Annotated in this window: 24 protein-coding genes; 17 read left to right on the top strand and 7 right to left on the bottom strand. The window is 44.1% G+C overall.

Features of this window, described 5'->3' with window-relative positions:
* Nucleotides 1-3: 3 nt before the first annotated feature.
* The 9 genes from mutL (at nt 4) to radA (ending at nt 9,064) form a co-directional block, all read left to right on the top strand.
* Nucleotides 4-1,614 (top strand): DNA mismatch repair endonuclease MutL, encoded by a 1,611-nt coding sequence (gene mutL / locus HF322_RS00715; RefSeq protein ID WP_169391478.1) that lies wholly within the window; start codon nt 4-6, stop codon nt 1,612-1,614.
* A gap of 14 nt (nt 1,615-1,628) precedes the next feature.
* Nucleotides 1,629-2,780 carry a tRNA (adenosine(37)-N6)-dimethylallyltransferase MiaA gene (miaA, locus tag HF322_RS00720; RefSeq protein WP_169391479.1) on the top strand — a complete coding sequence of 384 codons (1,152 nt, stop codon included), beginning with the start codon at nt 1,629-1,631 and terminating at the stop codon, nt 2,778-2,780.
* A gap of 335 nt (nt 2,781-3,115) precedes the next feature.
* A complete protein-coding gene (hfq, locus tag HF322_RS00725) occupies nt 3,116-3,643 on the top strand; it encodes an RNA chaperone Hfq (protein ID WP_169391480.1) in 528 nt (175 codons plus the stop codon).
* A 178-nt stretch (nt 3,644-3,821) separates the two neighbouring features.
* Entirely contained in the window at nt 3,822-4,835 is a 1,014-nt protein-coding gene (locus tag HF322_RS00730; RefSeq protein ID WP_169391481.1) for an SIS domain-containing protein, read from the top strand.
* A 56-nt stretch (nt 4,836-4,891) separates the two neighbouring features.
* Nucleotides 4,892-5,428 (top strand): HAD family hydrolase, encoded by a 537-nt coding sequence (locus tag HF322_RS00735; RefSeq protein ID WP_169391482.1) that lies wholly within the window; start codon nt 4,892-4,894, stop codon nt 5,426-5,428.
* Between the two features lie 11 nt (nt 5,429-5,439).
* Nucleotides 5,440-6,027, top strand: a complete 588-nt coding sequence (gene lptC, locus HF322_RS00740; protein ID WP_169391483.1) for an LPS export ABC transporter periplasmic protein LptC — start codon at nt 5,440-5,442, stop codon at nt 6,025-6,027.
* A gap of 69 nt (nt 6,028-6,096) precedes the next feature.
* Nucleotides 6,097-6,660 (top strand): lipopolysaccharide transport periplasmic protein LptA, encoded by a 564-nt coding sequence (lptA, locus tag HF322_RS00745; protein ID WP_169391484.1) that lies wholly within the window; start codon nt 6,097-6,099, stop codon nt 6,658-6,660.
* A 54-nt stretch (nt 6,661-6,714) separates the two neighbouring features.
* Nucleotides 6,715-7,491, top strand: a complete 777-nt coding sequence (lptB, locus tag HF322_RS00750) for an LPS export ABC transporter ATP-binding protein (protein WP_375138513.1) — start codon at nt 6,715-6,717, stop codon at nt 7,489-7,491.
* A gap of 151 nt (nt 7,492-7,642) precedes the next feature.
* Nucleotides 7,643-9,064, top strand: a complete 1,422-nt coding sequence (gene radA / locus HF322_RS00755; RefSeq protein WP_169391485.1) for a DNA repair protein RadA — start codon at nt 7,643-7,645, stop codon at nt 9,062-9,064.
* Between the two features lie 84 nt (nt 9,065-9,148).
* On the opposite strand, the gene HF322_RS00760 is transcribed toward radA, so the two are convergent.
* Nucleotides 9,149-9,721: a septal ring lytic transglycosylase RlpA family protein gene (locus tag HF322_RS00760; RefSeq protein WP_219848151.1), complete on the bottom strand. Its 573-nt coding sequence runs from the start codon at nt 9,719-9,721 to the stop codon at nt 9,149-9,151.
* Between the two features lie 1,233 nt (nt 9,722-10,954).
* Here HF322_RS00760 and HF322_RS00765 point away from each other — a divergent pair.
* Nucleotides 10,955-11,677: a D-Ala-D-Ala carboxypeptidase family metallohydrolase gene (locus HF322_RS00765; RefSeq protein WP_375138515.1), complete on the top strand. Its 723-nt coding sequence runs from the start codon at nt 10,955-10,957 to the stop codon at nt 11,675-11,677.
* A gap of 186 nt (nt 11,678-11,863) precedes the next feature.
* Nucleotides 11,864-12,349 (top strand): hypothetical protein, encoded by a 486-nt coding sequence (locus HF322_RS00770; RefSeq protein ID WP_169391488.1) that lies wholly within the window; start codon nt 11,864-11,866, stop codon nt 12,347-12,349.
* A gap of 16 nt (nt 12,350-12,365) precedes the next feature.
* Here the strand turns inward: HF322_RS00770 and HF322_RS00775 are convergent, their stop codons facing one another.
* The 3 genes from HF322_RS00775 to HF322_RS00785 form a co-directional block, all read right to left on the bottom strand.
* The gene (locus HF322_RS00775) at nt 12,366-13,865 is read right to left on the bottom strand and encodes a pitrilysin family protein (protein WP_169391489.1); all 1,500 of its coding nucleotides are present in this window, start codon (nt 13,863-13,865) and stop codon (nt 12,366-12,368) included.
* A 51-nt stretch (nt 13,866-13,916) separates the two neighbouring features.
* Nucleotides 13,917-15,377 carry a pitrilysin family protein gene (locus HF322_RS00780; RefSeq protein WP_169391490.1) on the bottom strand — a complete coding sequence of 487 codons (1,461 nt, stop codon included), beginning with the start codon at nt 15,375-15,377 and terminating at the stop codon, nt 13,917-13,919.
* A gap of 66 nt (nt 15,378-15,443) precedes the next feature.
* A complete protein-coding gene (locus HF322_RS00785) occupies nt 15,444-15,581 on the bottom strand; it encodes a hypothetical protein (RefSeq protein WP_169391491.1) in 138 nt (45 codons plus the stop codon).
* A gap of 704 nt (nt 15,582-16,285) precedes the next feature.
* On the opposite strand from HF322_RS00785, the gene ftsY reads away from it, so the two are divergent.
* Genes ftsY through HF322_RS00800 form a run of 3 tightly spaced genes read left to right on the top strand, consistent with a single transcriptional unit; the run spans nt 16,286 to nt 18,277 of the window.
* The gene (ftsY, locus tag HF322_RS00790; protein WP_219848152.1) at nt 16,286-17,194 is read left to right on the top strand and encodes a signal recognition particle-docking protein FtsY; all 909 of its coding nucleotides are present in this window, start codon (nt 16,286-16,288) and stop codon (nt 17,192-17,194) included.
* A gap of 45 nt (nt 17,195-17,239) precedes the next feature.
* Nucleotides 17,240-17,692: a DUF4268 domain-containing protein gene (locus HF322_RS00795; RefSeq protein ID WP_169391492.1), complete on the top strand. Its 453-nt coding sequence runs from the start codon at nt 17,240-17,242 to the stop codon at nt 17,690-17,692.
* Between the two features lie 9 nt (nt 17,693-17,701).
* Entirely contained in the window at nt 17,702-18,277 is a 576-nt protein-coding gene (locus HF322_RS00800; RefSeq protein ID WP_169391493.1) for a methylated-DNA--[protein]-cysteine S-methyltransferase, read from the top strand.
* A gap of 102 nt (nt 18,278-18,379) precedes the next feature.
* On the opposite strand, the gene HF322_RS00805 is transcribed toward HF322_RS00800, so the two are convergent.
* Nucleotides 18,380-19,129: a YebC/PmpR family DNA-binding transcriptional regulator gene (locus tag HF322_RS00805; protein ID WP_169391494.1), complete on the bottom strand. Its 750-nt coding sequence runs from the start codon at nt 19,127-19,129 to the stop codon at nt 18,380-18,382.
* A gap of 243 nt (nt 19,130-19,372) precedes the next feature.
* Between HF322_RS00805 and HF322_RS00810 the strand changes: the two genes are divergently transcribed.
* Nucleotides 19,373-20,203, top strand: a complete 831-nt coding sequence (locus HF322_RS00810) for an ion transporter (RefSeq protein ID WP_169391495.1) — start codon at nt 19,373-19,375, stop codon at nt 20,201-20,203.
* Nucleotides 20,204-20,228: 25 nt separating this feature from the next.
* On the opposite strand, the gene HF322_RS00815 is transcribed toward HF322_RS00810, so the two are convergent.
* Both HF322_RS00815 and aroQ read right to left on the bottom strand, forming a co-directional pair.
* The gene (locus tag HF322_RS00815; protein ID WP_169391496.1) at nt 20,229-21,545 is read right to left on the bottom strand and encodes an AarF/ABC1/UbiB kinase family protein; all 1,317 of its coding nucleotides are present in this window, start codon (nt 21,543-21,545) and stop codon (nt 20,229-20,231) included.
* A 172-nt stretch (nt 21,546-21,717) separates the two neighbouring features.
* Complete coding sequence (gene aroQ, locus HF322_RS00820) at nt 21,718-22,221, bottom strand: type II 3-dehydroquinate dehydratase (RefSeq protein ID WP_169391497.1); 504 nt, start codon at nt 22,219-22,221, stop codon at nt 21,718-21,720.
* A 419-nt stretch (nt 22,222-22,640) separates the two neighbouring features.
* Here aroQ and HF322_RS00825 point away from each other — a divergent pair, with 419 nt between their 5' ends.
* Nucleotides 22,641-22,856, top strand: a complete 216-nt coding sequence (locus tag HF322_RS00825; RefSeq protein WP_169391498.1) for a cold-shock protein — start codon at nt 22,641-22,643, stop codon at nt 22,854-22,856.
* A 193-nt stretch (nt 22,857-23,049) separates the two neighbouring features.
* Nucleotides 23,050-24,204, top strand: a complete 1,155-nt coding sequence (locus HF322_RS00830; RefSeq protein WP_169391499.1) for a DEAD/DEAH box helicase — start codon at nt 23,050-23,052, stop codon at nt 24,202-24,204.
* Nucleotides 24,205-24,235 lie beyond the last annotated feature (31 nt).

Here is a 24,235-nt window from a genome sequence, read left to right on the forward strand (position 1 = left end):
CTGATGCCAAATTTTGAACATTCTTCTCAAAGTCAGCCTCGAATTAAAAAACTCTCCCCGCTGCTGATTAACCAATTAGCCGCGGGCGAGGTCGTCACGCGACCTGCTGCTGTGGTCAAAGAGCTGCTTGAAAACGCCATTGATGCGGGCGCGACCAAGATTGAGGTTAGCATTACCCAAGGCGGCATGGGGCAGATTTCGGTCGCGGACAATGGATCAGGAATTTTACCGGATGACATGGCGATGGCAATTACTCGCCACGCGACCAGTAAAGTTGCGGACGTTGCTAACTTGCAAGGCATAAATACGCTAGGCTTTCGCGGGGAAGCTCTAGCAGCAATCGCTGCGGTATCAAGGCTTGAGTTAATAAGCTCGGCAGATAACAGCGGTGTTGGTCGCAAAATCAGCGTGGCAGGGGTGCTAAGTGACTCACCAACTTTAACGCCGATCGTTCATCCAAAGGGCACTTGCGTTATTGTTAAAGACTTATATTTTAACGTTCCTGCGCGTCGCGGCAATTTAAAATCGATTGTCACTGAGTTTTCTTATATTGAAGCCATTGTTCGCGATGTGGCACTTGTGGCAGCCGATGTTCAGTTAACGCTCACTCATGATCAAAAGCTGCGGTTAAGTTTACCTGCGGTCGGTGAAAATTGCCAAAAATTGCCGTTATCGCGACTTGAGCAAGCCCTTAGCGTTAATCTTGAGTCGATCGCCAAACCGATTTTTGTGGATCTATCGCATTTAATCCAAAGTGCTATGAATAGTAGTCAGCATACTTTGTCAAATCATGACAGTAACGCCAGTATTGAAGGTTGGTTGTTGCCGCAGCCCTCAAATGAAACGATGCCGAAGCTGATTTATGTCAACGGTCGCTTGATTAAAGATCAAGTGATTAGTAGTGAGCTGCAAAAAATTGCTCAGCGTTTGTTGCCCTCAGGATTGGGATTTGCGCTGTATTTTACCTTGCCAAATGACTGGATAAATATCAACGTTCATCCGGCAAAGCAGCGTATCAAAATCAGCCCGCTTGCCAATATTTTGGCGCATTTACGGCATAATGTTGAGCTGATTTTAAAGCCAATTCAGGTTCAAGAAGCTAATCATTCTGAGCAAAGTTATCCAGTTAATTCTAAAAGTTTGGGTAACCATAAAACGGCAACCAATTATCAAACTTATGATCGCCGAGTTTTGCCCATGGCTACAAATTCGCGCCAAGTTCAAGCACCAAAGCAATCGTATCAAGTCAATCCTGAAAATTCAAAACCGTTGTCTGACCATGTTGAAAATCATCCTAGTAAGATTACTCAAAATTTAACCGTACCGAAATGTTTAGCGATCATTCAAACTTTACCTAAGAATATTGATAGCATAAAAGTTACCGCACCGCTGCCATGGCTGCTGATTCAAGCCGGCGAGCAATTTTTATTAATGAGCGTTAAAGACAAACAAATTTTTGCTGAACATCAATATAGTTTAAATGAGATTAATCAAAAATTTTGCCAAGAAAATTTGCAAGCGTTAACCGAAAATTTATTAAATCAAGCATTCGTAATTTTGACAGCAGATGAATTAATCAATTTAATGCTAACTGCGCCACTTTTAACTAAATAAATCAATTGAGCCTCATGAATAAAACCTTGCCTAGCCGTCTTAATAACAGCAGCCTTAATGATCATAGCGTGGTTTGTTTGATGGCGCCAACCGCAAGCGGCAAAACGGCGCTGGCTTATGAGCTTTTTGATACTGGCAGATTTGAGCTGATTTCGGTAGATTCCGCGCTCATTTATCAAGATATGGATATTGGTACGGCAAAACCAACCAAGGTCGAGCTTGAGCGCTATCCGCATCATTTGGTTGATATCATTGACCCGACCCAAAGCTACAGCGTTGCGCAATTTGTTCAAGATGTCGGCGTTTTGATTGATCAAATTCACCAAAATGGCAAAATCCCGCTATTGGTTGGCGGTACCATGATGTATTTTATGGCGCTGATTGATGGCATTTCTGCCGTTCCAGATAGCGATGATGCAGTTCGCAACCATGTCGAAGCTTGGCGGCAGGTTGAGGGCATCGGCGCGCTTTACGACTATTTAGCACAGGTTGACCCCTTCACGCATCAACGGCTCAAACCAAACGACACTCAGCGAATCACCCGTGCCGTTGAAGTTTATTTACAAACCAAAACGCCAATAAGCAATTGGCAAGAGATGCCCAAATCTGCCTTGTCGCAAAACCCCGATCAGGATTGGCATGCGTTAGGGATTTTTCCTGACCGCGCTTGGCTTCATGATCGCATTCAACTGCGTCTTGATATCATGTGGCAAGATGGCTTGATTGATGAGGTCATAAGGCTGCTTGAGCGCTATCCGCTAACCCCAAACATGCCGTCGATGCGAGCGGTCGGTTATCGGCAAGTCCTTGAATATTTAGTTGCTATTCATCATCCGGTTCTTGAGTTGCCACATTTGGACAAAACGCTATTTTATCAAGCCTTTGATGACCAAAATTTAGATTTTGATTTGAAAAAAAATCATTCAAAACTTTTTCAAAAAAATCAAGCGTTATTGTCCGAAAAAGACCTTCAAAACGCCGTTGCTTGTCATCAAATGCAAAATAAGGCATTATATGCGACAAGACAATTGGCAAAACGGCAGTTCACTTGGCTGCGAAAGCTGGCAAAATTGCAAAATCTTGATTCTAAGCCGTCGTTGTCACCAAAAACGGTCAAGATTCAATCATTTGAAGATATGGCATTGACAAAATCTTATTTGTGTTAATTTGAGGAAGGTTAACTTAAGAAATAATAACAATAATGACCATAAACTTACATTGTGTTTATAGGGCTAGGTCACGATATTATGAGAGTAAATATTGAAAAGCTGTAATTTACGTTAGCGATTACTTTTAATAATAACTATAGAAACAAGCAGTTAGTCAATGATTTACAATAATAAGGCAGTAAGATACGACCGTTATCGTTTTTAAGAAATTGCAGTAAACTTCTTGCTTTTTTTAATCCGACGACGTTTTTAAACTGCTAGGCATTATAATTGCGATATTATTATAATAACGAACCTTTAACTATAACGATATTTTATTTAGGAGCGCTCCCATGTCAAAAGGACAAACATTACAAGACCCCTTTTTGAATTCTCTTCGAAAAGATCGCATCCCCGTATCAATTTTTTTAGTCAACGGTATTAAGCTTCAAGGTCAGATCGAATCGTTTGATCAGTACGTTGTTCTTCTTAAAAATACTGTCAGCCAAATGGTGTATAAGCACGCCATCTCAACGGTAGTGCCAGCTCGCAATCCGCGTGGTAGTGGTCAGCCAACAGGTGGCATGTCTTCACAAGGGATCAGCGGCGGCTATCAAGGCGGTATGGGCGGCGGCTTTGACAATCGCTCTTCAGGATTTGAAGACCGCAGCTTCACCTCTAATCGTAGCGGCTTTAACCGTAGCGGCTTTGGCAGTAATGATCGCGGGTTTGATCGCGGCGGCTTTGGTAGCGATCGCAGCTTTGATCGTGGCGGCTTTGGCAACAATGATCGCGGCTTTGAAAATTCAGAAAACTCTGGCTTTGATAACGGCGGCAATTCAGATTTTGACAACAACTTTGATAACAATAACAACAACTGATGTGAAGCAGGCTTGATATCAGGGGTATTCGTTAACAATTAAGATAGGAAACCTGCTGATAAGTGGGTTTTTTTTATAAAAAAATAAAGTGATGATTCAAATATTGATTTTTTAAAAGTCATATCAATTTATCCTTTGATAACTTTTGACATTAAAATAAAAGCAGCGAGCCTAAGTAATGACTTTAGCCCAAGAACTTCCCAAAAAAACCTTAAATGCAATGAGTGCTGAGCAATTCATCACAGCAGCTGTTGACGCGATTCATACGGAAAAGCTTGCCCTTGACTTGGTTGTTGAGCAAATTGATGAGCGTTTTGCTACGGCTTGTGACATTATCTTGGCGTGCCAAGGTCGGGTGGTGGTCACCGGAATGGGAAAATCAGGGCTGGTCGGTCGCAAAATTGCGGCAACGTTTGCGTCAACAGGAACGCCATCGTTCTTTATGCATCCGGGGGAAGCGGGTCACGGTGATTTAGGGATGCTTGTTCAAGGCGACGTTCTGCTTGCGATTTCAAACTCCGGCGAGTCCGATGAAATCAAAACCTTACTTCCGGTTATTAAACGCTTACAAATTCCGCTGATTAGCATCAGCCGCGACAAGCGCGGGATGTTGCCAAAGTCGGCAGATATTGCGCTTACCTTAGGTCATTCGCAAGAGGCTTGCCCGCTTAACCTTGCGCCAACGTCAAGCACAACGGCAACACTGGCGCTTGGTGATGCCTTAGCAGTTGCTTTGGTTCACGCGCGCAATTTTACCTCTGAGGATTTTGCCTTGTCGCATCCGGCAGGGGCGCTTGGTCGCAAACTGTTAACGCGCGTTGAAGATTTGATGCATTCAAGCGCTGAGGAGTTGCCCAAAGTTTTGCAAACTGCGCCGCTTCATGACGCGCTATTTACCATGACGCATGGCAGGCTTGGGATGACCGTGGTGGTCGATGAGAACGACAAAGTGGTCGGCGTGTTTACCGATGGTGACTTGCGCCGAAGCCTTGAGCGCGGGGTGACGCTGACCACAACCATGAGCAGTATCATGACTACCAACCCGCGCGCGATTCATAAAACCATGCGCGCCTCAGATGCTTTAAGCTTAATGAATGAAAATGCGATCAGTCAGCTGTTAATTATGGATGATAGCCATCATCTTGAAGCTATTATTACCGTTCACGATTTATTAAAAGCGGGCGTTGCTTAAGCCTTATATTTGGGGTTTAAATAATTTTAAACTGATCAATCATAATGAGAAAAATCATGCAAGATTTGATAAAAAAAGCCGGTCAGGTCAAGCTATTGGCTTTAGATGTTGATGGTATTTTGGCAGATGGTCAGATTATTTATGACGCCAATGGGGTTGAAACCAAAGCTTTTTTTGTTCAAGATGGCGTTGGGATTAAAGCATTGGCAAAATATGGCATTTTAACGGCGATCATTACGGGTCGTGACAGCCCCATGGTACAAAAGCGCGCGACTGAGCTTGGCATTGATTTTATCATTCAAGGTCGTGATGATAAATTTATTGCGCTCAAAGAGCTGCTATCAACGCTTGATTTGAGCCTTGCAGATTGTGCTTATATGGGCGATGATTTGCCAGATATTAAAGCCATGCAGTCGGTCGGCTTTGCCCCAACAGTACCAAACGCCCATCAAGAAGTCATCAAGCGCTGCGATATGGTGACCACCAAAGCAGGTGGCTTTGGGGCGGTTCGCGAAGTTTGCGATTTAATTTTAAAAGGTCATGGTCATTATCAAGACTTTATCGCTCAGTTTACCCTTGATGAGCCTATTTAGGATGCGGTTTTGTGAATAATACCCGAATTTTAATCTTTTTGGCGCTCGTTATTGCTGGGATTGCCGGTTGGTTTTTTCACAAACATGGCGAAATTGCCCCGCCGGTGAATATTGAACCTTCTGAAGTGGATTATGAAGCGACCGATATTAAAGCGGTTCAGACCAACGAAGCTGGCGAGACGGAGTATGAGCTGAATGCTGACGCCATCTCGCACAATCCAAAAACCAATCAAGACGAGATGTCGGGAATCACAATGAATTGGGAGCCGTCTGCCACTCAGCGCTACCAGATTCAAGCGGGAACTGCTGCTATCAATCAGCAATCTGGCGATTTAAAATTATCCGGCGGCTTTGTGCTCACAAGTCAAGACAAATCAGGGCAAGCAAACAGTGAGCCAATAAAGGTGAGCGGTGCTGAACTTAAAGGCAATACCAAATCGCGCCAAGTGTTCAGTGATCAACCGGTCAAAGTGGAGCAGGGGATGAACCGCTTTGAAGCTGCCAGTATGAAGGCAAATTTAGAAACTGGTGATTATGAGTTTGGCAACATTGCGGTCACGTTTACGCCGTCTAAACGCCAAGATAAAGCTTTGTTTTAATACCGTCGCGCTGATTTGCTGTTATGATAACCACTCAGCTGCCGATTATTTTATGTTGAGACGCCATTAATGACATTATCTTATTTTTCTTGCTCTACCAAACGCCATTTTCAAGCCGCTTTGCCGGTAAGTAAAGCGCTATCGACCGTTTTGCTCTTAAGCTTGCCGATATTTAGCCACGCTTTGCCGTCGGATGCCAACCAGCCGATCAAATTGCTTGCAGATAAAGCCACTTATAGCGAGCGCACGGGAATTACCAGCTATTCAGGAAGCGTGGTCATCACCCAAGGAACGCTAAAACTGACGGCAGATAACATCACGGTTAATTTGTCGCCAAGCCGAAGCATCAATTCAGCGGTTGCAACAGGTCGCCCTGCAACCATGCAGCAAGTGGTCACTCAAGAAAAAGGGCTGGCTAAAGGTCAAGCAAACACCATTGATTATAATGCGGTGACCGGAATTATTACCTTAACGGGTAATGCCAGATTGGTACAAAATGGCGCAAGCTTTGCCGGAAATGTGATTCGCTATAGCTTAAAAGCGGGCGATGTTGAAGCAACCGCAGGGGGCAATCAGCGTGTTGAATTGGTATTCCCGCCTAACAACAATACCAATCAGCGCAGTATTCGCTAGGGTTAAGCAATCATTTACTAGCCATCATTTTCAACTGAAATAAGACCGTAAGCTATGAGCGAGCCATTGACACCGCCAAATGCGCCAACTAGCGCAACCCCACCAAAAGCCAAGCTGGTAATGCAGCATTTAGGAAAACGCTATGGTAAGCGCTGGGTGGTCAAAGATGTCTCATTTTCAGTGGAACAAGGTCAGGTGGTCGGGCTGTTAGGACCCAATGGCGCGGGAAAAACGACCAGTTTTTACATGGTTGTCGGTCTTGTTAATATGGATAAAGGTCGGGTGACACTCGGCTCCATGGATTTGTCCAAATATGCCATGCATGAGCGGGCGCGCGCCGGAATCGGCTATTTGCCGCAAGAGGCGTCCATTTTTCGCAAATTAAGCATTGAAGACAACATTTTAGCCATTTTGCAAACCCGAAATGACTTAAATGCCGCCGCTCAAAAAGCAGAGCTTGAAAAGTTGATTGGCGAGTTTCATTTAAATCATGTCCGAAAATCGCTTGGCATGAGCGTGTCCGGCGGTGAGCGTCGCCGCTGCGAGATTGCCCGAGCGCTTGCTGCCAATCCGAAATTTATTTTGCTTGATGAGCCGTTTGCAGGGGTTGACCCGATTTCGGTCGGTGATATTAAAGAGGTCATTTTAACGCTTAAAAGTCGCGGCATTGGCGTGTTAATCACCGATCATAATGTCCGAGAAACCCTCGCAATTTGTGAAAATGCCTATATTGTCTCCGAAGGCGCTATCATTGCTGAGGGCACTGCTGACGATATTTTAAACAATGACTTGGTCAAAAGTGTTTATTTGGGTAAAGATTTTCAGGCGTAGTTTGGTCGCTAAAATTTTGATTTGACTGATTTTTTGCTGGATTTTTACCACTTTCGCCCCCATCTTAGTTTATCTTTTATTACGATTCAAAAATCGCTCAGCCTATTTTAGGTTTGGGCGTTTTATCGCCAGTTAGCAATAGGCTCAAATTATGGCAAAAAATAAAAGCAGTTATGTTTGCCAAAACTGCGGGGCGCATTTTGGAAAATGGTCAGGGCAGTGCAGCGACTGCGGTGAGTGGAATTGTTTGGTTGAGGCGCCAAACGTAAGCTTACCGCATCATAAATCTACGGCAAAATCAAAAGCTGTAACTCCTGCCCGCGCGCAAAACTACTCAGGAACTCAAAGCGCGGTGATGCCGCTTAACGCTGTCAGCGTCACATTGGATACCCGATTGCCGACGGGAATCAGTGAGTTTGATCGCGTTTTGGGCGGCGGTTTGGTAGCCGGATCGGTGGTGTTGATTGGTGGCGATCCGGGCATTGGTAAATCAACTATTTTGCTGCAAACGGCAACCAACATGGCGCGCGCCGATTCGTTAGCAGGAAGTGCGCTTTATGTGACCGGCGAGGAGTCGCTTGCTCAAGTGGCAATGCGAGCTAAGCGTTTAGACTTGCCTGCCGATCGGCTGCGCGTGTTGGCGGAAACCAATGTTGAGACCATTTGCGCGGCGCTCACCCAAGAACAGCCGGCAATTGCCATCATTGACTCCATTCAAACCATCTATACTGACGCCATTCAATCCGCGCCCGGTGGCGTCAGCCAAATCCGTGAGTCCGCAGCGATGCTGACGCGCTATGCCAAGCAAACGGGAACGGCGCTATTTTTGGTCGGTCACGTGACCAAAGAAGGTACGCTTGCAGGTCCCCGCGTTCTTGAGCATATGGTGGATACGGTGCTTTATTTTGAAGGTCAATCGGACTCACGCTTTCGGATGATTCGCGCGGTCAAAAATCGCTTTGGCGCGGTGAACGAGCTGGGTATTTTTGGCATGACCGATATGGGACTCAAAGAAGTTGCCAATCCGTCAGCGATTTTTTTAAGCCGTTATGACAAGCCTGTGGCAGGCTCTATCGTGATGGTCAGCCGTGAAGGTACCAGACCACTTTTGGTTGAAGTTCAGGCGTTGGTTGATGACTCGCAAGCTCAGCCGCGACGAATGGCGCTTGGTCTTGATTATCAGCGGCTGTCAATGCTGCTTGCGGTCATGCACCGTCACGGCGGCATCCATACTAGCGGTCAAGATGTCTATGTCAACGTGGTGGGCGGCGTAAAAGTATTAGAGACGGGTTCGGATTTGGCGGTGCTGCTGGCTTGTGCGTCAAGCATCAAAGAAAAAGCCTTGCCGTCGTCTTTGGCAGTCTTTGGGGAAGTGGGGTTGTCAGGTGAAATTCGCCCTGTTCCTAATGGTCAAGAACGGCTTAAAGAAGCCATCAAACACGGCTTTACTCATGCCATTGTCCCAAAAGCCAATGCGCCAAGCCGAAATACACCGCCATTTAATGGCATTACTATCATCGCTGTTGATCGATTAGATGACGCCATTCAAAGCGCCTTTGACATTGACACGTAAGCTAAGCAAGACCTATTTAAACCACAAAAAAAGCGCCCAAGTTTGGCGCTTTTTTTAACTTATCATTTTTTATAACCTGATAACTTAAGGTCCTGAAACGCGCTCAATAGAAACATTGCCAACGCCTTTACTAGCAATGCCAAGCTGTTTGGCAGCGCCGTAAGATAAGTCCATCACACGATTACCATGGAATGGACCGCGGTCATTAACCTTAACAACCACGCTTTTACCGTTGTCTTTATTGGTGACTTTAACATAGCAGTTCAGTGGCAGTGAGCGATGAGCGGCGGTGAGACCATTCATATCAAACACATCACCGCTTGCGGTTTTGCGACCGTGGAATTGGCGACCATACCAAGAGGCAAGTCCAGTTTGTTTAAATTTGCTTACTGACGTTGATGCCACAGCTGTTAAGCGCTCAAGGACATCAGAGTCGTTGCTCACTTGGCTGGTGTCACTTGCCAAAAGAGAGCTGTTTAGCGCCAAAGAAGTAGGCTTTCGCGCGGATTTTACTAAGCTTGATGCGTTATCGTGTTGCCGAGTCAACTCACTTAAAACTCGGTCGATGTGGGCGTTATCTTGCGACCCGCTCAACGTGATTCTTGATTCTGCAGCGTTAGCAGTAGCGCCAAGCATAAAACACATTGATAGAGCCATCAATCCAGATAGACGCTTCTTCATAAATACCTCGTCACTTGAACCTAAAGGCTTAAAAGTGGTCAGTAAAACTGCATTAAAGACCGACTTTTCAAATACTGGCTTATCAAAAAGATAAAGCTTCTGATTTGACTCCTCGCTAAAACAGCAGCGGGGCTAAACGTTTAGGTGTGGTTAATTTTTTCATGTCATTATCCTCATTAGCGGTTAACTCTGATTGGCTAATGACAATAAGCTCAAAAAAAATATCGTTATTGTTAATTCCTTATTTTCAAAACCACTGCTTAATTATTTTAAATTTCGATAGCTTTTTTCATTGGGTTTGTAAAAAAGCGTTAATTAAGTTGTGCCTTTGAAATCTAGTTGCTAACTATACGAGCGAGCTTTGACCTGAATATAATTAATTGCAAAATTGATTGGTAGAACTGTACGGTTTATGTACTAAGATTACAGTAAAAAGAGAGTAACGCACTTTTTTGTAAAAAACAAGCTTTAAAATCAGTTAGTTTTAATTAATAATAAAGCAAGTTATTTAGTAAATTTATAGGTAAAAATTTATATAAAGATATAAATATCAATAGTATATAATATAAAGGCTTTTCCAAATTTTGATGATATTGTTAAGTATTTCTTACTAAATATAACTCTAACAACCAAATAGCAAATGGCTTTCAAACCCTGATTTTAACAGTAGATCGCGATTTACTAAGCTCTATTTAGGGCTAACTTTAATCGTTTTCAAGCGTTGTCGTTTAGTTATATTCATGTAACCTTTAAGTAAGGGCTTGGTAAGAAGCTCTCAGTCTTATTAAATATGATCAGCATTATTGTTAATTTTGCCAAGCTTTTGCCTAATTCTTAAGGTTATTTTTACTAACGATTGCAAAATTTGCTACCATCTTTTTATCAATTTATGAGCAGTAACGAATGATGATAAAAAAAGATGATGATTTTTTTTACGGTAATAAAAGCGCTAAAACTTTTAGAAGGCAGCCAAGTACTTCTAAAATTAACTTTTTATTTGCCAATAGGTTATCTAAAGCTTCTTTCTATGGTTATTTAACCCCGTTGGTTGGTGGGCTTGGCGTCATGGTTTGCTGTTCGCAGGCTCAAGCTGCGATTTTAAGTGACAGCACTGCCCAAAAGACAGCACCGAGAATTCAAATTCGAAGCGGTTCTGTGACTCATGCCGCATCGACAAATGCGATTGTAATGAGCCAACCGCGGCAGGTGATGAGTGAAGATAGCTTGCAAGCGCTAATTCAACAAAAGCAGTTGGAAGCCAACGTTTCCATTGAGGAAAATAAACGCGTCAACGTTAAGCCGACCTCAACTTCAGCAATCAGCCGTTATCCTCAGCCAAGCTTTGGCAAGGAGCAATACCAAACGGTTTATTATAACAGCTCGGTGACGGCGGACTTTAACAGCTGGCTTGCTCGTGATCGCTACCGCGCTCAAGAGGTTGCCAACTATCAGCGCTATTTAAGCCAACAATTAGGGGCTTATAATGTTCCGCCGATGAGTCAGCTTTTGACGACGGCAAGAAGTTGGGATAAGTGCGGCTATGAGCCGTTTCAGTTGCCGCCTGAATATCTTTGGGCGAATGTTGTGCCAACATTACGACTTTATAGCGAGTTAAAACGCCAAGGGATTTTGCCTGCAAGCACTGAGATTCGCTCGGTTTATCGCAGTCCGGGGCTAAATACTTGCGCAGGCGGGGCAGCAGGAAGCAAACATTTAACCGCAGGAGCGATTGATATTTGGGTTCCTGAATTTGAAGGCAATTCTTGGCAGCTGAGCAATTTACAAGAAGGGCTTTGTCAATTTTGGCAATATCAAGGGGTGAATTACGACTTTGGTCTTGGGCTTTATGCCACAGGGGCAATCCATTTAGACACCCAAGGCTACCGAAAATGGGGCTTTGAGCATTCAACCAGTACATTTTGTCGGTATTAATTGTTAGTTAATTTCAAAAATCTGAATATTTCTTAAAATACCAACCATTGCCCACATATTTTTATTTAAAATAAGCTTATTCTAAAAAATTATGTTTTAATACTGAGATAATATGATTCATTTTAAATATTGTACGTTAATAGGAGCAAATAATTTCGCTTACTGATAACGTCATAAGTGATGGTTATGAAAAAACATTTGCCAATAGGACTTGGCATTTTGCTGTTGGTGTTAATTGCCTGTGATCCTAATGCGTCAACCTCCAAAAACCACAGCAAAATCGATAAGGAGACGCAGCGGCAAAATGATATTGCCGCCATTGAGGACAGCATCAACAATTCGCACGCCAAGCGCGCCTCCGAGCATGATGATGTTTGCCCAAAGCTGCTTCAAAATGAGGTTGGCAGTCAAAATATCCAGCGCAGTGCTGAGGTTATGGTCGATGACTATTGCGATTATTATTTGTACCTGCAAAGTGGTCAAACGCTTACAGTGACGGTAAATGACAGCCGAATTGAGGCGCTACTTATTGTGCCGAAGCTTCATGATTTTGCCAATGGTTCGTATCATGTGACCTCTTATGATAAGCATGTGGTTCGGCTGTCCTATAATGGCGCTACTTATAAGCCTGAGCGCCTGCGCTATGATGTCAGCATCAGCGTTCAAAAATAGCTACTTTTAAAAATAGCTACTTTTTACGGGTTTTTTCGTCAGCGGTTTTACTTTTCCAAGGATTATTTTTACCAACGGTGACAATTAAAAAATCCTCTGGTTTGAGGGTATTTTTTAAGCTTTGATTGACTGAGGTTAAGTTAACCTTGTCAATACGCTTGCTATAGTTGGCAAGATAATCGTTTGGCAACTGGTAAAAATTCATCATTCCAAGCGTGCCATTGATTGCCGCATTGCTAGAAAAGCTCATCGGGAAGCTGTTTTTAAGGCTGTCTTTGGTCAATTGCAGCTCAGATTGGCTGATACCATGTTTTAACGTGTCATCAATGACCTTTAGGCTTGCAGCAATCGCATCAGACGCTTTGTCGTTTCGGGTTGAAAAGCTAATTTGATAAGGTCCACGGGTGAGCATCGGGCTCATACCGCCTGAAATGCCATAAGTATAGCCCAAATTTTTTCGGACTTCGGTCATCAGTCTGGCATTAAAATCACCCCCTGCCAGCACTTCATTGCCAACGGTAAAGTTGGTTTGCGCTTGCTGCTCGCTGTCGGTGGTGGCGCGCTTGTTGCCAAGCTGTCCCATAACTACGGTGGTTTGGGAGCTGTCAAAGGGGATGTGGATGTGCTGAGATTTGGTTATTGGTTTGGGTTCAGAAAGTTTGGTTGCCGCTTTACCTTGGGGTAAGTTTTTGGTGATGGTTTCAGCAAGGGCTTTAGCTTCATTAAGCGTTAATTTTCCGGTGATCGCCATTGAGGCATTGTTAGCCACCAAATAGCGCTGCCAAAACTTGGTTAAATCAGCTTGCTTAATGGTCGGTACGCTATCAAGCGTCCCTGACGTTGGATGTGCGTAAGGGTGATCGCCATAAAGCGCTTGGTTAAATGCTATGCTGGCTAAATATGCCGGATCTTGTTTTTGCTGCTTAAGCCCAACCAAGAGTCTTGATTTGTTGCGATTTAAAATGGCGTTATCAAATGTAGGCTCAGTGAGCATTTGTGCCATTAATGCTGCGCCTTGAAGCAAATGCTCATCATCGGATAAGCTGCGCATGGATACCACAAACATATCTTTATAAGCAGCGCTGTCAAGCTCGATTCCCAAAGTTTCGGCAGCTTTGGTAAAGTCATCTTCATCCAAGCTTTTGGTGCCCTGAGTCAGCATGGTGGCGGTCATCGCTGAAATGCCAAAGCCGTCTTTGCGAAGTTCAGTATCGCGAGCACTTCCTGCATTAAATCTTAGCGCCACATCGACAATGGGCAGGGCAGGCGTCTGAACGAGCAAGACTTTGATGCCCGATTGGGTGGTAAACGCTTCAATGGTTGGCGCGGTCACGGCTAATGGCGCGGCATTTTTTACACTGGTAAGGATATCGAGCGCTTTTATCGGAGCATCTTTATCAACATTGGCTGAATTTGCCGCGTGATCTTCGGCAATTGCAGTGACGCTGATCAAAGCCATTGAGCCGAGTAACAGAAATTTTTTAAAAGAATGACTGATTTTGTGATAATTTGTCATGACCGCCTTCTGATAGTTTTACTATTTTTTATTGGCAAGGTTGTTGAAAACTTAAGGCTTTGTCGCTTCTGTAATTACAGAAGCGCTGTTCATTGGAACAATATCCATCACCGTTAAGTTATTTTTTACCAAATAATTTTGCGCCGCTTTTTGAATATCCGCTGTGGTAATAGGATCAAGCAAACTTGGCAGGCGCGCAACAATGGTGTCGTCAAGACCGATAGATTGTAGCGAGCCGATCATTTGCGCTTGACCTTCAACGCTGTCTTGTGCGTAAATAAGTGACGTTAACGTGTTGGTTTTGGCGCGGCTGATTTCATCAGGGCGGATAGGCTCAGAAATCAGCTTATTAATCTCTGCCATGATTGCTGTTTGAGCTTGGCGTAAGCTGATGCCTTCTCGCGGCGTGGCTTGGATCAAAAATAAGCCGTCACCGCGATCGAACACATCGTAAGAGGTGCCAATAGATGTTAACAGCCCTTGATCGCGAACCAAGCGCTGCTCAAGTCGCGCTGATAAACCACCATCCAAAACATCTTGAGCAAGCGATAACGCAAGCGCTTCTGGTTTGTTGCTAGCGGTAATAAAGCTTGGCACGTTAAATCCCATTAAAAGTACGGGAACTTCAACCGCTTGCTTAGATTCTAGCTGCTGATAGCTTCGATAGCCGCGCTGCAAAACGCTTGGACGCTTTGGTAGAGTTTGTTTAGGGATGTCAGCAAAATAGCGCTTAACTTCTGCCAGCGCCGCTTTTGGAGTCACATCGCCGACGATCACAACGGTCGCGTTATTGGGCGCGTACCACGATTTATACCAGTTTTTCAGCTCATTTAGCGTGATGCTTTCAAGCTCATTCATGGGACCTATAACCGACTCACCTTTTGGGCTGTTTGGCAGCGCTTTTAGGCGAAACTCTTCATAGGCTTTTGCAAGCGGGTTGTCATCGGTACGCTGCCGACGCTCCTCCATCACCACTTGATGCTCTTTTTTAAATTCAGCTTCATCAAAAATCAGCTGCGTCATTCGATCTGCTTCAAGCTCTAAGGCAAGCCCCAATCGGTTTGCCGGAAACAGCTCGTAATAACCGGTGTAATCATAGCTGGTAAAGGCATTGTTGACGCCGCCAAACTTGGCAATCAAGCGCTCAAAATCTGCGCTCGATACAGTTTTAGTGCCTTTAAACATCATATGTTCAAGTAAATGCGAAATGCCGCCTTTATTCACCGGCTCATCCGCTGATCCCACACGATACCAAATCTGAGTCATCACCACAGGCGATCGGTGATCTTCTTTTATGATCAACTTTAACCCATTGTCAAGCTGATACTCATGGCGCAAGGTCAAGTCCAAAGCCAAATCGTCCGCTTGCGTATTTGTTTTCGAACTCGTTTGCGCATCAGTTTTTGGTAAGGATTGAACGCTTGCTGTTGAGGTGGGCGCAGATTGACACGCCGCCAAACTGATCGTCAGCGCGGTCATAGCCATCAGGCGCGATGACAAAAACTTGGGCATAAGGCACTCTTTTTTAAATAAAAAGTTGATCAAAATAAAGCTGATTAAAAACAATGAAAGTAAATGTTAAAGCGGCTTATGAGGGCCAACCATCACGCTTGCGGTGGGCTTAAATTCTTGCGTGGTGCTACAACCGGTGGTGAGCATAACCGCTGCTATCGTAATAACTGCTTGAGTTGTCAATAATTTCTTAATCGTTAACATAAGGTTTCCCAACCAAAGACAATAGGAAAAAATAAAAGGCTAGATGACTGTAACGAAATTTTATATGATAAAGGTCACTATTTTGTCACCAAACCTTAAGCAAAGCTTACTTTTGGTATCTTTTGAGCCGATGAAAAAGCAGCTGGCTAAAAAATATCCTAGAAAAATTGTGCTAAACTGTTTTAAAGACCACCTTAACATCAAGCGCTAAAGCGGCTTCATATTATCACTTTTATTGTAAAACTATCTTTTAGGGCAAGCTTATGAATAACATCAATAACCCCAATCGAGTGGTCATCAATTTAGATGGCAGCCTTGATGATATCGATGACGATGATATTACCTTACCAAGCTTGCCTGTGCAATCGGTGACGATTGTTGATGATCTATCAGAAACAGCTCAAAAAAATGACGACGATATCGATGAGCCCATTGCGCTTGGCGCGCCTATCGTTTCTGCCCAAACGGTCGTCGAAGAAGCAAAAGCTGAGCCGACAACGGTGGTTAAATCAGCATCCGTTATTCCAAAAATGCCGCTGCAAGCTCAGCTTGGCGATGCCCAAGCGCCTTTGCAAGCAAAATCCGCTCAAGAAAAATCTACGCAAGATCAGCCAACCCAAAACTTAGAAGCAGCTCGCGAAGAAACCAAGCAAGCTCAAGCGGTTGCCAAAAAAGAAAAAGAGAGCGGCAGCTGGTTTAACCGAATGAAATCGGGTCTGACCAAATCGCGTAAAAACCTAGCTGAAGGCATGGTCAATATCTTGATCGGGGGTAAAGAAATCGACGATGAGCTGCTTGAAGAGGTCGAAGACCAATTGCTCGTTGCCGACATTGGCGTGAGTGCAACCAACCGCATCATCAAAAGCTTAACCGAGCAAACTGCTCGTGGTGATTTGATTTACTCGCATTCGCTTTATAAAGCACTACAAAGCGAATTGGTTGATATTTTAACGCCAAAAGTTGCCCCGCTTGAAATCGATACCAGTAAAAAGCCCTTTGTGATTTTGGTTGTTGGCGTCAATGGCGTTGGCAAAACGACCACGATTGGAAAGCTTGCGCGTAGACTGCAAAGCGAAGGCAAGTCGGTCATGCTAGCGGCAGGCGACACCTTCCGCGCCGCCGCCACCGAGCAGCTACAAATTTGGGGCGAGCGCAATGACATTCCGGTGGTTGCTCAAGGTCATGGTTCTGACAGCGCTTCGGTCATTTTTGATGCCATGCAATCAGCAAAAGCCAAAAATATTGATGTATTAATTGCCGATACCGCAGGGCGACTGCAAAACAAATCGTACTTGATGGCAGAGCTTGAAAAAGTCGTTCGCGTCATGAGGAAAGCTGATCCCACCGCGCCGCATGAAGGCATGATCGTTCTTGACGCCGGAACCGGTCAAAACGCGATTAATCAAGTCGAAATCTTTAACCAAGCCGTACCGTTAACCGGCATCACCATCACTAAACTTGATGGCACGGCAAAAGGCGGCGTGGTGTTTAACATTGCTGAAACCACAGACATTCCCATTCGCTTTATCGGCGTTGGCGAATCGATTGATGATTTGCGCCCCTTTAGCCCCAAGCAGTTTGTCGCCGCGCTGTTTGAAACGGATGAGAAGTAAGTTTTAATAACAATATTTAATTTTCAAGATACTGGATATGAGCTCATGAATAGCTGTAATAAGAGTTTAAAAAAGAAGTTTTTCGAAATTCTAATAAATTCGAAGGTAAAAGGTTGTCAAAATATTTACTATGATAAGAAAGCACCAAAAGGTCATGGAATTGGTCAAAAAATAGATTTTCTAGGGTTGAGTATATTTTCTAACTTGAATAAAAATAGCTTAAATATAACTTTAGTCGTTAATTCAGCTGATAAAAATATTGCGGAAAATGAAAGAATTTTCAGTTACTTAGAAAAAAATGCTCATTTGCTTCAAAAGGATATAATAAATAAGATAGTATGGGAGCGGAAGCCAAATACTATTAGAAGAGTTGCTAGAATAACTAATAAAGATTTCAGCTATGAAAAGCAAAGCGATTGGGAAGATATGATAAATTATATTATTCAAACCAGTTCTTCACTAAAAGCATCTACTGAATCTGTACTTCAAAAATACTGAGTTTGATAGATGATTATAGTTACCGCCGTTCCTTTATCACAAATTGCGCCAATCGATCAGCCGCTTAACAATACTGCGCTGATTTTGGCAGTTCGGCAGGGCAGGCTTGTGAGTTGCGATTGGGCGGAAAATACGTCACAGCAAACAGCGTTCTCAAAAGTTAATGGGAGTAAAGCTTATCAAAACGAGGAAAAAGCTTTTATAAGTTTTAATGAGCTACAAAATGCTGACCCTAATCAGCACATTTTATTAACGGCGATTTCGCAATTGACCGATTACTTTTTTGGTCGTAGAAAAAGCTTTGAGTTGCCGATGGATTTAAGGGGTGGCACACCGTTTCAGCAGCGCGTTTGGCAAGCGCTACAAACGATTGAGTTTGGGAAAACGATCAGTTACGCCAAATTAGCCCATTTAATCGGCAATCCAAAAGCTTACCGCGCCGCTGCCAATGCTAATGGTAAAAATCCGCTCAGTATTATTATTCCTTGCCATCGCGTGATTGCTCATGATGGCAGCCTTGGCGGTTATACAGGTGGGATGGATAAAAAGCGTTATTTATTAGCGCTTGAAGGTCAGTGCTTTTAGATCAAAACTATTTATAATAAGAAGCTTGAATAATAAAAAGCCTGATAACTAATCAGGCTTTTGGTTTATCTATTCAGTTTTTAACGCTAAAAATCAAGCTTGTTACTGCTCAAACTGTGCCATCACCTCATCAGAAAAGGTGACGTTGGTATAAACGTCTTGAACGTCGTCTAAGTCTTCTAACATATCGATCATTTTCATCACTTTTTGCGCGTCATCAAAGTTATCAATAACGGCGCTGGTTGACGGTGACATGGTCACTTCAGCATTGTCAGAATTCAGTCCTGCGGCATTAAGCGCGTCTTTGACTTGACCGAAGTTTTCAACCTCAGTGATCACCGTGAGCGTCTCGCCATCGTTTTCGATGTCGGTTGCCCCAGCATCAAGAGCGATCATCATCAAGTCATCTTCAAGCGTCAAGTCACTAAAGCTGATCTCGCCGCGTTTGTTAAATAAATAAGCCACCGATCCTGACGTTCCAAGGTTGCCATCGTGCTTGGTGAAGGCGTGGCGGACTTCGCTGACGGTTCGGTTGAGATTGTCCGTCATGGTTTCAACCAAGACCGCAACGCCGCCGATGCCGTAGCCTTCATAGCTGACCTCTTCCATATTGTCATTGTCGCCGCCGCCAGCGCCACGCTCAACAGCGCGTTTGATGGTGTCTTTGGTCATGTTGACGGACAGCGCTTTTTCAACCGCCGCTCGCAATCGTGGGTTTTTATCAGGGTCAGGGTCACCTTGCTTGGCAGCGGAAACAATCTCACGAATGATTTTGGTAAAAATCTTACCTTTGACCGCATCTTGACGGGCTTTGCGATGTTTGATATTCGCCCATTTAGAGTGACCTGCCATAACTTATCCTTAAACAATAACTGAAATAAAATAATGTGCCAAGTGGGCTTGCGCCTCATGAAAAAGTGTCGTTAAAAGCGGAAGTTTGCTACACTGTATTGTCTGATTGCCATCGCTGATGAAAAAGCGCTGCGCATCATCTTAGCACCCCGGTTATTATAAACCACTTTTAGCCAGCAAAGCTGCTGTTGCAAGCTGGTTTTTGATAGATGATTCTCTCCACTTTATGAAGCACTCACGGTTATGAAGCAGCCATCGGCAGATCGCCTCACCCAATTGCGAAAGCGCATTCATATCATCATTGAAGGCACGGATACCAGACTTGGTAAGCTGTTTGATATCGTTCTGCTCATTGCGATTTTAGCCAGCGTTGCTGTGGTGATGCTTGATAGTGTGCTCATCATGCGGCTGCAATTTGGCACGATATTTTTTTATGCCGAATGGTTTTTTACCCTATTATTTACCATTGAATATCTGCTTCGGCTGTTTTCTGCACCCAATCGCTTGCGCTATGTGTTCAGCTTTTTTGGCATTGTTGACTTATTATCGGTGCTGCCAAGTTACTTAAGCTTGATGTTTGTGGGCGTTCAATATCTACTTGTGGTGCGCATTTTGCGGATTTTGCGCGTGTTTCGCGTGCTTCGGCTCAAAGCTTACATGCAGCAGGCAGGATTTTTGGCGTCGGCACTACGAACCAGTCAGCAAAAAATTACCGTCTTCTTTTTGTCATTGGTGCTGCTCGTGACTATTTTCGGGGCGGTCATTTATGTGGTCGAAGGTCCTGAAAATGGCTTTACCAGCATTCCGTTATCCATTTATTGGGCGGTGGTGACCATGACCACGGTTGGCTATGGCGATATGTCCCCAAAAACGCCGCTAGGACAGGCGATTGCAACGATGGTGATGATCACCGGTTACTCTATCATTGCCGTGCCGACGGGGATTTTTACCTCGGAGCTTGCTCGAAATATGCGACCACAACTTGACCCGATAGCTTGCCCTAACTGCGGTAAATTTGGTCATGCAGTTAATGCGGTGTTTTGTGATCGCTGCGGTCATGCGCTTCACGTTTAATAAATGTTAAAAAAATTGCTAATCATCAATGATGGGCTTCATTTCGATTTAAATACTCATAAACCAAAGGCGACAGATCAATATTAACGCCCAAATTAACCAAGTTCCAATATTGACCAGAAATGGTGCGATCAAGCATCATGGTGATGGGCGAGGGTTGAAATTGGCTAAAGTATTTTAAAGACGATCGCATTTGGGTAATGACATCGTGATGAACTTGGCTGCTGGCAAAATCAAACGCGCCCTCATGATAAGGCGCAATGGAAAGCGGCTTCATACCAATATTGAGCCAATCATGATAAAACTGCGGTGGAATGTGATAGTCATCATCGCGGCGAACCTCAAGGGCAATCAAATCTTGCTCCAATGCAGTCACATCACCACTGACCGCATGGCGGGCAAAGCGCAAAAATAGCTGAATCTCACGGTCGCTATAGCTTTTAATCCCGCCAAAATCATAAGCAATGACGCTGCCGTCTTCTTTAAAGGCAAAATTTCCGGGGTGCGGGTCGCAGTGCATCCGGTAAAGTCCAAACAGCTGCCCTGCGCTAAAGTGAAATAAATGCCGAGCGATTTTTTGTTTGACCTCATTGTCCCAAGTTGCTGCCACTGAAAGGCTTTCGCCGCGCTCCTCAGTCAAGGTCAATACGCGCTTGGAGGAGTGACTGCTGATCACGCGCGGAATAATAATGCCCTCATCGCGTGAGTGAAACGCGCCAAACACGCGTAGGTTTTGCGCCTCTTTGGTGTAATCAAGCTCATCTTGCAGGCTTTGGCGGATCTCGTTAAACAATTGCTCCTGCAAATCGCGGCTCATATTAAGCACGCCTGCAATTTTAAGTGCCATGCGAACTTGCTTTAAATCGCTTTCACAGTTTTTGTCCACGTCGGGATATTGAACTTTGACCACCACTTTTTGACCGGAGGGCAACGTGGCTTTATGAACCTGACCGATGGAGGCCGCAGCAAAGGGCGTTTCTTCAAAGTCTAAAAACAGTGACTCAAGCGCCGCGCCAAGCTCGCGCTCAACTTGTGATTTGATTTGTGAAAATGGCATGGGCGGCGCATCTTTTTGCAATTTTTCAAGGGCGGTTGCCACCTCCGCCGGAAACACGTCTTTATATTGCGAGGCGATTTGACCAACTTTCATCACCGCGCCTTTCATCTCGCCTAAGGTATCTGCAATTTGGATTCCTACGTCTTGTAGCAATTCAGAGCGCGCTTGCAGGCGTTTTTCTTCGTCACTAGACAGATGCTTTAAGGAGTTTTTTGCCGCTTTTCCGGCAATGCTTGCCGTCATGCCAGCCAATTTCATAAAGCGTTTTCCGGACGATGTTGCCATTCATATCACCTTAAAAACATATTACCGTAAAAACTTTGGGTAACGGCTGCAATCACGTATTAAATTTCATTTTAAAAACATCATTAGTTTAACGGCGCACTTAGCGTTAATCCATTGCGCTTCGGTTACGAAAGCTGACTTATTAACCGATTGTGTGAATTTTTAACTCATCTTATCCTTGCAACGCTACGCCATAAAGCTCTGTTAACCAATAATCAAGCGCCATCTGATAGCCAAGTTTCCCAAGCCCGCAAATCACCCCCGTTGCCACATCGCTTAAATAAGACACGTGCCGAAAGCTTTCGCGGGCATGAACGTTGGACAAATGCACCTCAATAAAGGGCTTTTGGGTTGCTAAAAGAGCATCGCGAAGGGCAACTGAGGTGTGGGTGAACGCACCGGGGTTAATAATCACCGCATCAACTTTTTCATCATCACCGCTGAGCAGTCCAAAATGCTGAATGTCATCGATAATTTTGCCTTCATGATTGGACTGCCGGCAGATGATTTCAACCCCAAAATTTGCAGCGCGCTGAATTAATCCAGCTTCAATATCAGCAAGGGTCGTATGACCATAAATATGCGGTTCACGCTTGCCAAGCAGATTTAAATTGACCCCGTTGATGAGAAGTAAGCGGCGCGAAAGGGAGGCTTGCGAAGGTTGCGAAAAAGTCATAAAAAACTCAACGATAAAAAGGAAATAAGAGAATAAAGTTAGGCTAAGATCTCAAAAATACATGATCTTTTTTAAAGTTATCATAGCAAATTGATGGCAAAAATTGCCAAAAATCGTGCAAAAAGTTGATTTAAAGACAAAAATCGCATTAAAAGACTTTATGTTACTAAAATCCCATGCTATGATATTTTTTAAGCCATAAACATCACAAGTTTGTTACTGCTTAACGTTTAAGTCACAGCTTTTGGTTACTTGGCACCGGTTATTTAAGAGGGCTTTATTTTAAAATAAAATATGATGGTCATATTTTTAATGATTAAAGTGACCTCTCTTAAATTCTGATTTCATGACCCAAGCGCTCCTAACGTGCAACCGCAAAGGAAGTTAGGACTCAGCATATTTTTTTAGGAAGTTATATTATGTCAGCTCGTGAACAAGGTATTGTTAAGTGGTTCAATGATTCAAAAGGCTTTGGTTTTATTCAGCGTGATAGCGGTGAGGACATCTTTGTTCATTTTCGCGCGATCCAAGGTGACGGCTACCGCTCACTAAAAGACGGCGAAAAAGTTGAATTTACCGTTGTTGAAGGTCAAAAGGGTCTACAAGCAGAAGAAGTCAGAAAAATCGAAGGCTAAAATAATAACAAGAAAACTAGAGTTTTTAATAAGATTGGGGCATAAGTCCTCAACCAAAAACGCTAACTGCTGTTATACTAAGTCAAGCCAGCCCCATTTTGATCGATTAGGTTAAAACAGGGTAAGGCTTGGCTTTTTTATATGACCACGCTTTTTAAATACCTGCGATGGGTCAAGGTTGAGGGATTATTTTTTGAGTCAATTTAGCACATTCACCGATTTGCCGTTGTCAAAGCCCTTATTAAAGGCAGTTGCGGATTTGGGATTTACGGCGCTTACGCCCATTCAAGCCAAAATTTTGCCCTTTACGCTTGCAAATCAAGATGCAATCGGTCAGGCGCAAACCGGAACCGGAAAGACAGCAACCTTTTTAATTACCATTATTGAGGCGTTATTAAAGCGCCCGTTTTTAGCCGATGAGCCGCGTTATTTGGGCGAGCCGCGAGCAGTGGTGATGGCGCCAACGCGTGAGCTCGCCCTGCAAATCTTTGCCGATTGCCAAGCGCTGACCAAATACACCAAGCTGCATAGCGTTTGCGTGATGGGCGGCACCAATTACGACGCTCAGCAGCAAGCGCTTGAAAGTGGCTTTGTCGATATTTTGATTGCCACCCCTGGGCGGTTAATTGATTTGATGCAAAAGGGCATGGTATTTTTAGATCGCGTTGAGGTGCTCGTGCTTGATGAAGCCGATCGCATGCTTGATATGGGATTTATTCCGGATATTAAGCGCTTGGTCGGACGAATGCCGCCCAATACTGATCGTCAAAGTTTACTGTTTTCAGCAACATTCAATCAAGATGTGATGAATCTTGCCTATCGCTGGCTGTTTGAGCCGCAATTTGTTGAGATTGAGCCTGAGCACAAAACCAGCGAATTGGTAGAGCAGCATTTTTATTTATTGACCGAAAAGCAAAAGCTTGCAGCGCTTGAGCGCATCATCAATGATGAAGATATGGACAAAATGATCGTGTTTGCTAACCGCAAGGATCAGGTGAAGCGATTATATGACAAGTTGCGGCAAAACCATCATGTGGTGATGCTCTCAGGGGATGTTATTCAGCAAAAACGCGAAAAATACTTACAGCGTTTTAAAGATGGCAAAGCTAAGATTTTGGTGGCAACTGATGTTGCCGGTCGCGGCATCCATGTGGATGACGTGAGCCACGTGGTCAATTTTACCCTACCGGATCAGCCTGACGATTACGTCCACCGGATCGGCAGAACGGGGCGTGCCGGTCAAACGGGGATCAGTATCAGCTTTGTGAGTGAGGATGATGCGTTTAACTTACCGCAGCTTGAAGATCACCTTCAGATGAAATTTGTACTTGAGCAGTGGCAGCCTTAAGCTCATAAGCTCAGTAACTTGCCTAAATAAA

This window comes from Psychrobacter sp. MF31, from assembly GCF_012847335.1.
Taxonomy (GTDB): domain Bacteria; phylum Pseudomonadota; class Gammaproteobacteria; order Pseudomonadales; family Moraxellaceae; genus Psychrobacter.

Coding starts and splice junctions, on each gene's coding strand:
- mutL (WP_169391478.1), top strand. CDS start 4: ATGCCAAATTTTGAACATTCTTCTCAAAGTCAGCCTCGAATTAAAAAA.
- miaA (WP_169391479.1), top strand. CDS start 1,629: ATGAATAAAACCTTGCCTAGCCGTCTTAATAACAGCAGCCTTAATGAT.
- hfq (WP_169391480.1), top strand. CDS start 3,116: ATGTCAAAAGGACAAACATTACAAGACCCCTTTTTGAATTCTCTTCGA.
- HF322_RS00730 (WP_169391481.1), top strand. CDS start 3,822: ATGACTTTAGCCCAAGAACTTCCCAAAAAAACCTTAAATGCAATGAGT.
- HF322_RS00735 (WP_169391482.1), top strand. CDS start 4,892: ATGCAAGATTTGATAAAAAAAGCCGGTCAGGTCAAGCTATTGGCTTTA.
- lptA (WP_169391484.1), top strand. CDS start 6,097: ATGACATTATCTTATTTTTCTTGCTCTACCAAACGCCATTTTCAAGCC.
- lptB (WP_375138513.1), top strand. CDS start 6,715: ATGAGCGAGCCATTGACACCGCCAAATGCGCCAACTAGCGCAACCCCA.
- radA (WP_169391485.1), top strand. CDS start 7,643: ATGGCAAAAAATAAAAGCAGTTATGTTTGCCAAAACTGCGGGGCGCAT.
- HF322_RS00760 (WP_219848151.1), bottom strand. CDS start 9,721: ATGGCTCTATCAATGTGTTTTATGCTTGGCGCTACTGCTAACGCTGCA.
- HF322_RS00765 (WP_375138515.1), top strand. CDS start 10,955: ATGAGTGAAGATAGCTTGCAAGCGCTAATTCAACAAAAGCAGTTGGAA.
- HF322_RS00770 (WP_169391488.1), top strand. CDS start 11,864: ATGAAAAAACATTTGCCAATAGGACTTGGCATTTTGCTGTTGGTGTTA.
- HF322_RS00775 (WP_169391489.1), bottom strand. CDS start 13,865: ATGACAAATTATCACAAAATCAGTCATTCTTTTAAAAAATTTCTGTTA.
- HF322_RS00780 (WP_169391490.1), bottom strand. CDS start 15,377: ATGCCCAAGTTTTTGTCATCGCGCCTGATGGCTATGACCGCGCTGACG.
- HF322_RS00785 (WP_169391491.1), bottom strand. CDS start 15,581: ATGTTAACGATTAAGAAATTATTGACAACTCAAGCAGTTATTACGATA.
- ftsY (WP_219848152.1), top strand. CDS start 16,286: ATGAAATCGGGTCTGACCAAATCGCGTAAAAACCTAGCTGAAGGCATG.
- HF322_RS00795 (WP_169391492.1), top strand. CDS start 17,240: ATGAATAGCTGTAATAAGAGTTTAAAAAAGAAGTTTTTCGAAATTCTA.
- HF322_RS00800 (WP_169391493.1), top strand. CDS start 17,702: ATGATTATAGTTACCGCCGTTCCTTTATCACAAATTGCGCCAATCGAT.
- HF322_RS00805 (WP_169391494.1), bottom strand. CDS start 19,129: ATGGCAGGTCACTCTAAATGGGCGAATATCAAACATCGCAAAGCCCGT.
- HF322_RS00810 (WP_169391495.1), top strand. CDS start 19,373: ATGAAGCAGCCATCGGCAGATCGCCTCACCCAATTGCGAAAGCGCATT.
- HF322_RS00815 (WP_169391496.1), bottom strand. CDS start 21,545: ATGGCAACATCGTCCGGAAAACGCTTTATGAAATTGGCTGGCATGACG.
- aroQ (WP_169391497.1), bottom strand. CDS start 22,221: ATGACTTTTTCGCAACCTTCGCAAGCCTCCCTTTCGCGCCGCTTACTT.
- HF322_RS00825 (WP_169391498.1), top strand. CDS start 22,641: ATGTCAGCTCGTGAACAAGGTATTGTTAAGTGGTTCAATGATTCAAAA.